The sequence below is a fragment of the Kosakonia sp. MUSA4 genome (assembly GCF_013085925.1).
Lineage (GTDB): Bacteria > Pseudomonadota > Gammaproteobacteria > Enterobacterales > Enterobacteriaceae > Kosakonia > Kosakonia sacchari_B.
In genome coordinates, this window is sequence record NZ_CP025697.1 from 3,251,658 (window position 1) to 3,264,454 (window position 12,797).

At 43.0% G+C, this 12,797-nt stretch carries 8 protein-coding genes and 1 pseudogene; 2 read left to right on the forward strand and 7 right to left on the reverse strand.

Annotated features, from left to right (window positions below; genetic code table 11):
* Positions 1-4: 4 nt before the first annotated feature.
* A complete protein-coding gene (locus C0557_RS15465) occupies positions 5-940 on the reverse strand; it encodes a DUF1837 domain-containing protein (protein ID WP_208659265.1) in 936 nt (311 codons plus the stop codon).
* A 274-nt stretch (positions 941-1,214) separates the two neighbouring features.
* Here C0557_RS15465 and C0557_RS27690 point away from each other — a divergent pair.
* Positions 1,215-1,397: pseudogene (locus tag C0557_RS27690) on the forward strand (hypothetical protein); the annotation flags it as partial.
* A gap of 1,141 nt (positions 1,398-2,538) precedes the next feature.
* Here the strand turns inward: C0557_RS27690 and C0557_RS15470 are convergent.
* The 5 genes from C0557_RS15470 to C0557_RS15490 form a co-directional block, all read right to left on the reverse strand.
* Positions 2,539-3,933, reverse strand: coding sequence for an efflux transporter outer membrane subunit (locus C0557_RS15470; protein ID WP_208659267.1), 1,395 nt, complete (start codon positions 3,931-3,933; stop codon positions 2,539-2,541).
* A gap of 106 nt (positions 3,934-4,039) precedes the next feature.
* Positions 4,040-4,939 (reverse strand): helix-turn-helix domain-containing protein, encoded by a 900-nt coding sequence (locus tag C0557_RS15475; protein ID WP_208659269.1) that lies wholly within the window; start codon positions 4,937-4,939, stop codon positions 4,040-4,042.
* A complete protein-coding gene (locus C0557_RS15480; RefSeq protein WP_208659271.1) occupies positions 4,929-5,561 on the reverse strand; it encodes a TetR family transcriptional regulator in 633 nt (210 codons plus the stop codon). The genes C0557_RS15475 and C0557_RS15480 overlap by 11 nt, the downstream gene beginning before the upstream one ends.
* 105 nt (positions 5,562-5,666) lie before the next feature.
* A complete protein-coding gene (locus C0557_RS15485) occupies positions 5,667-8,801 on the reverse strand; it encodes an efflux RND transporter permease subunit (RefSeq protein ID WP_208659273.1) in 3,135 nt (1,044 codons plus the stop codon).
* 9 nt (positions 8,802-8,810) lie between these two features.
* Positions 8,811-9,968, reverse strand: a complete 1,158-nt coding sequence (locus tag C0557_RS15490) for an efflux RND transporter periplasmic adaptor subunit (protein ID WP_305798043.1) — start codon at positions 9,966-9,968, stop codon at positions 8,811-8,813.
* A gap of 55 nt (positions 9,969-10,023) precedes the next feature.
* On the opposite strand from C0557_RS15490, the gene C0557_RS15495 reads away from it, so the two are divergent.
* Entirely contained in the window at positions 10,024-10,650 is a 627-nt protein-coding gene (locus tag C0557_RS15495) for a TetR/AcrR family transcriptional regulator (RefSeq protein ID WP_074780926.1), read from the forward strand.
* 317 nt (positions 10,651-10,967) lie between these two features.
* On the opposite strand, the gene C0557_RS15500 is transcribed toward C0557_RS15495, so the two are convergent.
* The gene (locus C0557_RS15500) at positions 10,968-12,602 is read right to left on the reverse strand and encodes a carbohydrate porin (RefSeq protein ID WP_253073727.1); all 1,635 of its coding nucleotides are present in this window, start codon (positions 12,600-12,602) and stop codon (positions 10,968-10,970) included.
* Between the last annotated feature and the right edge of the window lie 195 nt (positions 12,603-12,797).

The window sequence follows — 12,797 nt, forward strand, 5'->3', positions numbered from 1 at the left end:
AATATTACCCACCAATTTGCTGAATCAAAGACAATTTTTGATGAAGTTTTTTTACTAACTCGATTTTATTACTGACTGGAAATAGCATAAGGATAATGTTTAAATGACTTTTCAATGGGTGTGTGTAGTTATCATCAAAATGTTTTTTCAACATTAATATTTTATTTCTATAGTATTCCGAGAATTCATTGGAAGTCTCATCATCAAATTTTTCAAATGCATCACAGGTATAAGTACATAATAATGGTATATTTATCTTATGAAGTTTTTCTGATAGTTTTCCACCTGATGATAATGTATTAATCCAATATTCTTGCTCAGAAGTGTTTTGCGTATGACGAATTTTCTTAGATATAAGATTAAACTCAGAATTCAAATAATCCGACTTAAAATGTTCATCAACATCTTTTATTAATTCATTTATGCCTTTCCGCGGATCAATATATAATTTTGATTCACCTAACCAAAGCGTTTTATTTACCGGGTCAATATGTACAGCATCAAATCCATGAACAGTGTGCCCAACTGAATCTTTAAAATAAATTTTAGATAATAATGGAACTGTATTGTGGAAATCCCTTAATATAAGATGAAGTATAAGTTCACCGAATTCACCGCGTCGAAGATATTTATCAGCAACGGCGTCAGTTAAAGAACCAGAATTCAAATAAAGATCTTTGACTTTTTGGTATTCATCGATTTTATAAATTGAACGAGATGCCTCTATCAATTTTGACAATGTTTCAGTATTATCTGTATTCGTTCCTTCATGAAACCCATAAGCAAACTCATGTAATGCAGATAATATTTTCATTACCAAGGGATCTAGTCGATAAAATGATACACCGCTATCATTTATATCGAAACCGACAAGATAGCTACGCAGATCCAGCTCGTTAACTCTTTCTTCTATCACTTCATGTGCTTTAAATGGTCCCATGCTCTATCCATCAACTACGAATAAAAAGTTAAAAATCAATAAGATAAATTATTCTCTACGATGCCTTAGCATCACGTTTCTTGAGGATGTACCTCAAAAAATAGCTTTCAGTGATCAATAACTTATTGAATATTAATACCAAAAGGTAAAACGACCAACACTGTATATTTTTACAGCAATATGATGAGGACTATGAACTGTAGTATCAGATATTAAATATTGTAGGGTGCAATGGAACAGTCAACTGTAGCGTACTAGCAATTATTGTTAATATATCCTCGGCATCAAAGTTGGTTATCCAAAAACATACCTGCTTAAAAAGGTGGTCATTCTGGTGGTCTTGACAGGAAGTGGATTCTGATTTAGCTTACTTATTAGCCAATTACTGGCAAAGGCGATCCCAGTCAGAGGAGCCAATTTCCTGCTTTCATGCCTCTTCGCGAATCTCTATCTTGATACAGATTCAAAAGGTAAGCGTGAGAACCCTTCCCGGTGCCTTTCAGTTTTCCCTCCGCATCGGGAAACATCAGTAGTCCAATCTGACGTCATTTCAGTTCGATTATGAAGTGACTACCAAATACCTTCTTGCAAACCTTATAAAGTCTTTGATTCGCACGATCTGTATCTGCGTGTCAATCCAGGTAGCTCACGTCTAAATCAGGGTTCAGCCGATCAGCGATTGAAAACTGAATGCACTGATCTGCGGGACTCAGTAAACAGCACTTCCCCTATATCAAAGAATGGATTCATTCCCTTTCCTTCAGCCGTGAACTACAGCTGCGAATGGATACGCTGGCAATCGTTAACCCTCGACTCCTTGAATAAAATCACAACGCCTAATATTTTCATTATAACAAGGTAAAACGGCAGTATTTATTAAAAAACAATAAGTAAACTCACTATATTTTTACAAAACCGCTCACTCTTCCGACAAGAAGGTTGACAATTGCAGAGAGGTTAGTATGATCATACTAACCTCTTTCCCAATAAAATTCCCACTGAAATCTTATAAAATAAAACGGCTAAAACCAGGCAAGTAAATGACTAATATAATTTTCATACTCAAAATCATTAATAATGATCATGAAAAAATCAAAAGCTAAAAATTTTTTATTAACATGCTTCTCCATTCTCTTTTGTAGTATGTTAATAATGTTATTATCGTTCTATTTTTCACAACTGACAGAGTATGTGCTATTCAATTATTTGTTTAGATGCAGTATTGTTGGTGTAGCTATGGGACTGGCTGTCATAAATATTGCATGTATATTACTCACAGGTTACCTTATTTACCTTTTATTTAGAAAGTAAAATTCAGGCGATTGTATTTTACAATAGAGTTATTGTTAAGTAATAGCCATAAAAAGAAGCAAAAACTTCCATTATTCTTTAGTAAAGACAGTTGTTATATAATTCGAACGACCACAAATATCTGAAATCCCCTTCTCCCCTAATGCAGCCAGTAGCCGTCTCAGTTAAAAAATATTCTCCATCTTAAATGAAAAATTAATATTACTCTCTCATTTCATTCTGTCGCCTCAGGCTAAAGAGATAAAAGTTAAATGACGGCAATTTGCCGTCATTTCTTGATTCAGGTGCTACGCTTTCCAGCCGCCACCGAGAACTTTATAAAGAGTAACCTGCTGTGTTATTTCACTTAAACGAGTCGAAATTTCAGTTTTCCTTGCCTGAAATAAAGAACGTTCAGCGACAAGGACATTGAGATATCCATCCACACCTTCCTGATATCGACTATTTGCAAGAGTGTAGTAGCGCTGATTTGCCGCAGTATCTTGTACCCGAGCGGCCAGTTCATGCTTATAGGTCGCTTGACCCGCTAAAGCATCTGATACCTCCTTAAATGCCTGCTGTATCGCTTTCTCATAATTCGCTATTTCAATTCTTTTGGAGACTTCTGCAACGTCCAGATTTGCCTTGTTTTTTCCACCATCAAATATTGGCACACTTATGCTGGGAACGAATGACCAGGCAGCGGTGCCCCCTTCAAGCAAATGTCCAAGGCTATCTGAAGCCGATCCTCCGGAAGCAGTAAGGCTGATGGTAGGGAAGAAAGCGGCTCTGGCCGCGCCAATATTCGCATTAGCTGCCTTAAGGGTATGTTCGGCAGCAATGATATCCGGCCTGTTTGTCAGTACTTCTGACGATATTCCATCAGGTAACGCCGGGAAATTCCATGTCTTAAGTAAAGTCGCATTTTCTACAATATTGGCCGGTACATTAGTACCAAGTAATAGCTGTAAAGCATTGGTATCCTGTTTCACCTGACGGGTGTATTGGTAAACTTCAGCCTCAGCACTTCTTAATGAAGTTTCCGCCTGAGCAAGATCCTGTTCATTTGCGATGTCCATCTCATACCGTTGTTTAGTCAGATCATACGTTTTACGCTGACTTGTAGCAGTATCTGTTGCCACATTAAGTAAATCTTTATCTGCACAAAGGGTCAAATAGCCCGATACGACCTCTGATACAAGACTAATTTGTGTGGCGTGAGCAGTAGCCTCAGTCGAAAGATAATTTTCGAGCGCCTGTGCTTTCAAACTTCTAAGTCTGCCAAAGAAGTCAATTTCCCAGGATGTTACACCAAGATTCGCTTCATATTGCTGGTATGACACAGGCCCGGAAGTCTGCGTAGAATACAGATTGCCAGGCAGATGGGCCGAAGTCTGGCTACCATTAGCCTCGATGGTTGGGAATAAAGCGGCTCTTTCAATCCTGTACTGTGCTCTGGCTGACTCTATATTTAAAGCAGCAACTCTGAGATCTCTATTATTTTTAAGGGATAATTCTACCAGTAGTTTTAATGTGTCATCATCGAAAAACTTTTGCCATGCAAGATCTGAAGTTCTATTCGTATGCGCATTACTCGCCCATTTTCCGGAAATAGGTACAGATGGGCGTTCATACTTCGGCTGTAAGTTACAGGCCGTTAGACTGAAGAGTACCGGTATAACAATAAATAAATTTTTCTTCATAACCTACCCTTCTGAGGATAATCATATTGCAATGTCTGAATTTTAAGCCCGGTGACTAGCATAGAAAGCGCGCCTGACTATTTGAAACTATCGCTTTATACACGTATTACATAAATCTGCCTGAAACAGATTTATGTAATACATCCGCACAGGGCACTAAATAGCTACAACTTATAAAACTTGAATGTAATGAATGTCTCTTCGGCCCGGAAAGAAAATAACGTTCTATATCATTACCCTTTCTCCTTGTGATATCTAACCTGGGCAAATGATAACGGTTCACGTCCATAATAAATTGCTGAAATCCGGCTTTTGTACCCGAATAATTAAATTGTGCATAATGACCTTCAGGGATTATTATTTTTTGTACTTTACTCTTCATGGAATATAAATTCTGATAATCTATTGCTGTAAAGTACTTGATAACAACACCTGAATTTATTGCGATGTTCGGTTCAAAATGACTGATACCATAGACGTAAGAAGGTAGCTCCTGGTAGTCCCTGAGATACCGGTTAAAAAAATTCATTCGAACATCTATATTGAACTTAACGATCTCTTCAAAAGCACAAGGAAAAGAGTGTTCTATGCCGAGAAAAATTTGTTCTGGTAATGAAATAATGTCCGGTTCGGGTACCGGATGTATTATCCTCTGATATGGCGGATAGAGCTGTGAACAATCCCATTCATTGTTATTTCTATACTTTGCAGGGGTCTGATGAAAATAACTTTTGAATGAGCGGGTGAAAGCCTGCTGCGTAGTAAAACCATACTTCAAAGAAATATCGAGAATATGTGTTTTAGTTATCTGTAATTCAGCAGCAGCGGCGGATAATTTTCTAAGCCGGATATACCTGCTTAGAGTAACTCCCGTTAACGCATGATAAACCCGCTGTAAATACCATTTCGAATATCCTGACTTAGCCGCCACAATATCCAGGGATAATTTTGATGCGAGTTGAGATTCTATCCATTCGGTAAGATCATAAATAAAATCATTTTTCATTACACACCGCCTTATTCCCAATAGCCATATCAAAAGCGAAATCCAGCGCTGATTGAGAGTAACGATAAAGTAACGTATCGTTTGGCATCATAACTATCGACCTGAGCGCCCCCATAAAAACATAGAAAATCATCGAGCTGAGTATTGTTGTCGAAATATCAGCATGAATCCTTCCATTTTTTTGGGCTTCGGATAAAACAGAATCTATCATGACGAATAATTTATCCATTTTATCCCCCACCAGAATATCATGATCATTGACTTCGTCAGGATATTCACAGCGGAAGACAGTCATCTCGATAACATTTCGAAGATGTTTATTTCTCTTAACGCATTCAATTTCCCTTAACAAACAGTGGCGTAACGCTATAACAGATTCTGCACGCATTACCAGATCTTCAACTTCCGTAAAAAGTAAGAGCGGCGTACGCTCAATAACCTGTTTAAAAAGATCGTTCTTTTCCCTGAAATGCCAATAAATAGCGCCTCGCGTACAGCCAGCTTTCATTGCTATCATCTGTAACGTTGTGCGATAAATACCTGAATCCCGGAAGCATTGCTCAGCCGCATCCAGAATATGCTCGCGGGTTTCTTCAGCATCTTGCTTGGTTCGTCTGGCCATTTTCAAGCCTCCAGAATAAATTAAAATTTATCGTATAAACATTACTGCTCAGATTGAGGATTTTAGTATTGGTATCTCTGATGGATACCAATACCTTACATACGGCTATTTTTCTTCAGCAATAGTTAATGCTTCTTTTTTGCTTCTGTTCCTGGTAAAAAAACCAGCAACAAGAACATAAAACAGCGGGATATAAAAAATAGCTAATACGGTCGCTGTAAGCATCCCGCCAACAACGCCAGTACCAATGGCATGCTTGCTTCCAGAGCTGGCTCCCGAAGCAATAGCGAGAGGAATAACACCAACAATAAATGCCAGTGATGTCATAATAATGGGTCGTAAGCGGACTCTGGCTGCCTCAATAGCTGCCTGCGAAAATGACATTCCATTTTTTTCATGAAGATCGCGCGCAAATTCAACAATTAATATCGCATTCTTTGCAGACAGACCAATCGTCGTTAATAACCCAACCTGGAAGAAAACATCGTTCCCCAATCCTCGTAAAAGAGTCGCACTGACAGCGCCAATAACACCCAGCGGTATGACTAACATTACTGAGAAAGGAATACTCCAGCTTTCATAAAGGCCTGCCAGACAGAGGAATACAATGATTAGCGACAGAGCATAAAGCGCTGGTGCTTGCGAGCCTGAAAGGCGTTCTTCAAATGAAAGACCTGTCCAGGCAACATTTAAACCTGGTGGCAATTTTGCCGCGATCTCTTCCACCGCCTTCATCGCATCCCCGGAGCTATACCCCGGTGCGGGTTCGCCAAGAAGTTCAACTGCCGGTAAACCGTTATAACGCTCCAGTTTCGGTGAACCATAAGTCCATTTCCCACTGGCGAACGACGAGAATGAGACCATCTCTCCGTCACTATTACGTACGTACCATTTATCGAAATCTTGCGGAGAAATACGTGAGCTGGCTTCCCCCTGGATATAAACTTTTTTAACACGTCCGCGATCATTGAAGTCATTAACATACGTTGAACCCCAGGCTGCGGACATCGTGTTATTTACGTCAGAGAGACTGAGTTTCAGAGCCTGGACTTTCTCGTCATCAATCAGAATTTGATATTGTGGCTCATCATTCATACCGTTGGGTCGAACCATTTTCAGTGCGGGATTTTGGGCAGCCATCCCAAGAAACATATTCCGCGCCTGCATTAATTTTTCATGTCCGCCTCCGGTTGTATCCTGAATAAACAGGTTAAAACCAGTGGCATTACCCAATTCCATTACCGCCGGGGGGGCGAAAGAAATAACCGTTCCCTCTTTTATTGTGCTGAAATATCCCATTGACCTGCCAGCCAGTTCAAATACCGAACCTTTCCTTTCATTCCATGGCTTAAGTCCCACAAACACCATAGCGGAACCCTGGCCACGCCCTGCGAAGTTAAATCCATTGACCAGCATTGTCGTGGCAACCATGTCTTTTTCCTGGGTCAGAAAATACTCCGATATTTTGGTTAATACTTTCTGAGTCTGCTCCGCACTGCTGTTTGGGGGCATCTGTACCTGCACAAAGAGATTTCCCTGATCTTCATCAGGCAGGAATGACGTTGGTATTTGTGGGAATAGCGCAATAAGTAAAGCGATGATTGCCAGAAAGAAAAGCATCGCTCGTTTTCTGGCCCTCAATGTACGTTCGACGCCATTGCGATAAAGCGAAGTGCCGCGTTCAAATTTACGGTTAAACCAGCCGAAAAATCCCTTTTTAGCCTGCGCACCATGATGCGTTTGTTTCAGGATCGTTGCGCATAATGCCGGAGTAAAAATTAGCGCAACGAGCACCGACAACGCCATCGCAGAAACAATAGTGATAGAGAATTGGCGATAAATCACACCCGTTGAACCACCGAAAAACGCCATCGGAAGAAATACAGCGGAAAGAACCAAACCAATGCCAACCAGAGCACCAGAAATCTGTTCCATCGATTTTCGGGTCGCTTCGAGCGGCGGAAGCTTCTCTTCTTCCATCAGTCGCTCGACGTTCTCCACAACAACGATGGCATCGTCGACGAGAAGTCCGATAGCGAGTACCAGGCCAAACATGGTTAATATATTAATTGTAAAACCAAATGCGGCCATAATGCCGAATGTGCCCAGCAAAACGACCGGAATAGCGAGTGTAGGAATAAGTGTTGCTCTCCAGTTTTGCAAAAAAAGCAGCATCACGACAAAAACGAGGACTATCGCTTCAATAAGGGTATGCACCACTCCCTCTATTGAGGCACTTATAACAGGAGACGTATCGTAAGGATAAATAATTTCCACGCCTTCCGGTAAACCCGGTTTAAGCTCATCCAGCTTTGCTTTGACAGCTTTAATGGTGTCCAGCGCATTGGCACCGGTTGCCAGGCGTAACGCAATAGCTGAACTGGGAAGATCTTTGCCATATTTTGATTGTATTGAGAAACTCTCAGATCCCAGTTTTACTTTGGCCACATCCTTAAGTAACACACGGGATCCATCGGGCTGAACCTTCAGAAGTATATTTTCAAATTGTTCAGGAGTTGTGAATCTGGTCTTGCCAATGACAGTTGCACTCAGTTCAATATTTTCATTGGTTGGTAAACCGCCTAACTGGCCCGCGGATACCTGTACGTTTTGCGCCTGAATAGCAGAGCTGACATCCAACGGGGTAAGTTTATATCCATTCAGCTTATTCGGATCCATCCAGATACGCATCGCATACTGGGACCCCAACATAGTGAAATCACCCACCCCGGTAATACGGGTTAACGGATCCTGGATGTGAGAAACCAGATAATCACCGAGGTCAAAGCTGCTCATACGACCATCAGTGGAAACAAGTCCGGCAAGAATTAAAAAGTTAATCTGATATTTAGCAACCCGGATCCCTTGATTCTGAACTTCATCCGGTATTAGAGGCGTTGCCAGCGATAGTTTATTTTGTACCTGAACCTGAGCAATATCCGGGTCTGTTCCTTGATTAAAGGTGACTGTAATGGTGAATGAGCCATCCGAATTACTCTCAGATTTTAGATAGCGCAAATTATCGAGACCATTCAGTTGCTGTTCGATAACTTGCACCACAGTATCCTGAACGGTATCTGCCGATGCTCCCGGATAAGATCCCGTCACGGCAATCGCAGGAGCAGCAATATTAGGATACTGGTTAATAGGTAATTTGATTATAGAAAGCACGCCAGCCAGCATAATAATAATGGCTACAACCCATGCAAGTACGGGGCGGTCAATAAAAAAACGTGACATTACGGCTCCTTACTTAGGCTGATTAGCGACTTCAAGCGCGGGAGACGTCGCCTGAACAATCTTGACTTCACTACCTGGCTGGGCTTTTTGCGTTCCATCCACAATGACACGATCGCCACTTTGCAACCCGTCTCGTATTAGCCACTGATTACCTACAACGCGATCGGTAACAACCGTTTTGCGGATCACCTTGCTATCTTTGCCAACGACAAGAGCCGAGGCCTGCCCAGTCGGATCACGGGTGATTCCTCTTTGTGGAACAAGCAGGGCATTCTCGTTCACCCCTTCTTGTAATTTGGCGCGGACGAACATACCCGGCAGCAGCCGTCCGTCCGGATTAGGAAACTCGGCGCGTATAATTACAGAGTCCGTACTTTCATCTACTGTTACTTCTGAAAGTTTTATTCGGCCCGGATGCGAATATTCAGTGCCATTGTCGAGGGTGAGTTTGACTTCAGCCTGTTGGTCGCCATTTCGTTTCAGGCGGCCTGCGGCAAATTCATCCTGCAATTTAAGAAGTGCCGTTGAAGATTGCGGAATATCAACATAGATAGGATCAAGCTGCTGGATGGTTGCAAGAGCAGTAGTCTGATTGGCGGTCAGCAACGCTCCCTGAGTCACGGAAGAGCGCCCGATGCGGCCAGATATTGGAGCGATTATTTGTGTATAACCTAAATCAATGCGAGCGGAGTCAACATCAGCCTGCGCCTGTAACCAGGTTGAACGTGCATCATCCCGATCCTGCTGGCTTATTGCTCCTGTTTTCACCAGGCGATCGTATCGTCGAGCTAAAAGTTTTGATGATTCAAGGTTAGCTTCTGCTTTAGCAAGCGTCGCCCGATAAGGAGCAGGATCAATCTGATACAATGCCTGACCGGCTTCAACAAGGGTTCCTTCATCGAACAATCTTTTTTGAAGTATACCGCCAACCTGAGGACGTACTTCAGCAGTCCTGAAAGACGAGGTACGACCAGGGAGTTCAGTGGTCAACGTGACATTTGCTGCGTTTACCGTCACAACTCCCACTTCAGGAATCGAATTTTGAACTGGCCGCTGTGGCTGATCACATCCGAGAAGTGTAAGCGACAAGAGAACTGACAGCGCCGGATATGCAGGACGAAAAGGCACAAACATCATGAACGATCTCTCTGTAGTTTGAATATTCATTCTAGTATATTCATACTAAAATGTGACTTGCAAGAGATATTAAAGAGGCTAATAAATGAGCAATGTACAGGACGAAGAAATTGGCGTGAAAAGCAAAGACAGGAGAAAGCAAGTACTCGATGCGGCGGCCAAATGTTTCCGTGACCAGGGGTTTCATGGATGCAGTATTGCTAAAATTTCGAAAGAGGCCGGTATGAGCCCCGGGCACATTTATTATCATTTTGCGAACAAAGAAGCCATCGTGGAAGCCCTGGTAGCGCAACAGGAAAGCACCATATTTGAACTGATTAATGATATTGCCTTGTCTCCAGCCGATGAGAAATTAGCCGTGGCGCTTAAAAGGCAAACGGCACGCATGGTTGAGCTTCATACCTCTCCAGAGTTTATTAGTTTATGGCTTGAAATTGCTGCCGAAGCGGTACGCAACCCTAACGTTTCACAAGTACTTCAGGAGTCCCATAACGCCATTAGCAGCAGTTTCAATGAGCAATTACTTAAAAGAACTAAAAAAAATGATGAGCATGAAATTAAGCAGCTACACACACGTATGGAAATCATTGCATCCATCTTTGCAGGATTATCGCAACGCACTGCATTACAATCTCTTGATGAGAACGGAAATAAAGAAATGCTTATTGAAATGATAAATAACGTTATCGATCTCCTCTTTAAAGAATATTAAACCTTACTCGTTCATGCAGCAATTTTGAATAAAATACCCTGCCCTCATTTTAGAGGGCAAAGCATAACGTATTAATACTAATCAAAAAATTAACTCATCCAATAAATCATAAAAAATCCCGCCATTAAAAATAACAATGGCGGGATGAGTCAGTAAGAGAATGAAGAACTTGCTCACCATCAGCATAACGCAAGTGCGAATTATGCTGATGAATATTTTGTGCTCTCGCAATGCAGTAATAAGCTCTGAATTAAACTTGAATTAATGCTCTCCACCAGTATGGCGGAGAGCAGAGCGTTTTCCGGCGCTGCGGAAAATCAGAACACCACTTCCGCCTGTACGCCAAAGCTTATCTGATAGTCTTTACCATCATTGAAGGTAGTGCTGTCGATCTCATTTTCAAGCGCTTTCAGATACGTAGAATATAAACGGATTTCCGGGCGTGAATTGAGAATGCTGGTATCCACCTTAAACACCTGCGCCAGCGTCACTTTATAACCTGATTCATCAAATGTGAGATTATTTGCGCGGTTCTGCTGGTTAAAATAGCCCAGCTCCAGCGCGGTTTGCATATTGCGGCTCCAAATCCATGACGGACGGATCACCGCACGTACGGTTTCAAAATCGGTGTGCGCGCCGGTATAGGTGGAATAGAGATCGTGGCCACGACCGTACACCAGGGCGTGCGCCATAATAATCTTATCGCTCAGGTAAAATTCCCCCTGGCTCACCAGCCGCCAGCCGATGCCGCCGCTGTGAATGCCATAATACGAACTGTTGTAATCGAAATCCGGATTGGCGCTGGAGATATTCATAAACTGGCTGGCCAGCGAATTATCGGCCACCTGAAGCGTCAGTTCATTGGTGCCGTTGAGAATCGGATTACGCAAAATCGCCTGACCCAGCCAGGAGGATTTTACCTGGTAGTAATCGTTATTCGCCTGCGCTTCTTTCTGTTCATCAGTCTGATTGGCGAAGGCATATTTCGCGCCCAGCTCCAGCGTAACGTTGTCGGTTATCGGCAGATTCTTGTAGCGAACTTCGGCGATATTCACGTTAACCTGGGTGGTGTCGCTGCAGGTTGAAGAACCCGCCGCACACACCGTGCTGTAGTTATCAATGTCGTTGCGGGTGAGTGCCATGCTCAGCGCCCCCAACGGCAGCGTCCAGTTTTCTATCCCGATGCCAGCGCCGGAAAGCGTACGGTTGCTTTTCCAGTCCAGCAACTGGATTTCATACTGCGGCAACGTGTGTTTACCGATCCACAGCGAGGCCTCCGGCGCGAATGGCAGCAGGCCGTTACCTTCAACATACAGCTTGCTGAGTTTACCCAACCCACCGCCGGATATCCCCTTCTCAAAGGATTCGTTGCTCTGGGTTAAGCCTAAATCTCCCTCAAACTGCACATTAGCCCAGATGGATTTGTCACCTTCTCGCCATGCACGTTTTTTTAGCGACAGGTTATACCAGCCGTCATATTCATTACCGAAGCGGCCCAGGGAACCCACCGCCCAGGATTTCGGCCCGCCGTTGGTCGTGCTTGCCCAACCGGAACGGAAATAGCCAGAGTATTTAAACCCGGTATCATCCTGGACATATTTGCTGATCTTTTTTAGCGTGTCGGGCGACAGTTCCAGCGGTTCAGCGGGAGTCGCAGATGCCGTCATCACCGCAGTCGAGGCAGATGCCGACGGTGCGCCAGAAGCAGTCTGCACCTTAGATGGAGCGGGTGCAGTCGGAGCGGTAGCGGCGAGGGTTTGCTGCTGCGCCTGTTCTTTATCTTCATAAGCCTGCAATTTCTGCTGAGTAGCGCGCAGTTGCGCTTCCAGCATTTCCATGCGCTGCTCCAGCGTGAGCTTTTGCGCTGCAGCTTCGCCACTCGCGGCATAGCAAGATAATAAAGCCGCCGCGATAATGGATTTTTTATAATTCTGTTTGTTCGCTTTCATCATTATTACCCTTAGATATTGTATCCCCCCAAAAAAAAGACCCGCAGCCAGCAGAGTTAATTTCCGCTGGTTGCAGGTCTCGCCTGAATTAAATCAGTTACGTCCTGGAGGAATAGATCAATTTAACTGCCAACATCGTTATATTTACTGTGGCGGCTACCACGCTCGCCGCAACTGACGTTATTTACACAGCGTTAT